We start from the raw sequence: 219 nt of genomic DNA on the forward strand, positions 1-219 counted from the left end.
GCGCAAATGGCCGATCGTTATAATCACGCAGTGTTCCCGATCAATTGCGTTGCCATGACCGCAGAAACATTGGATCGACTGTTGCAAAACCTGTTGTACGAATTCCCGGTTCAGCACAGTTGAGTAAAATAATATAGGGTTTGCCGATCGCGTCCAGTTCCTCCACAATCCGCTGTTCCGCCTCGCAATAGTTTTCTCTGGGAAGATCAGCCACGGAAC

Annotated in this window: 1 protein-coding gene; it reads right to left on the minus strand. The window is 49.3% G+C overall.

What is annotated here, in order from left to right; translation table 11 throughout:
- Positions 1–40: 40 nt before the first annotated feature.
- Positions 41–214: a hypothetical protein gene (locus H6B10_RS19205; protein ID WP_430661801.1), complete on the minus strand. Its 174-nt coding sequence runs from the start codon at positions 212–214 to the stop codon at positions 41–43.
- Between the last annotated feature and the right edge of the window lie 5 nt (positions 215–219).

It is taken from the genome of Gemmiger formicilis (assembly GCF_016901605.1).
Classification (GTDB): Bacteria; Bacillota; Clostridia; order Oscillospirales; family Ruminococcaceae; genus Gemmiger; species Gemmiger formicilis_B.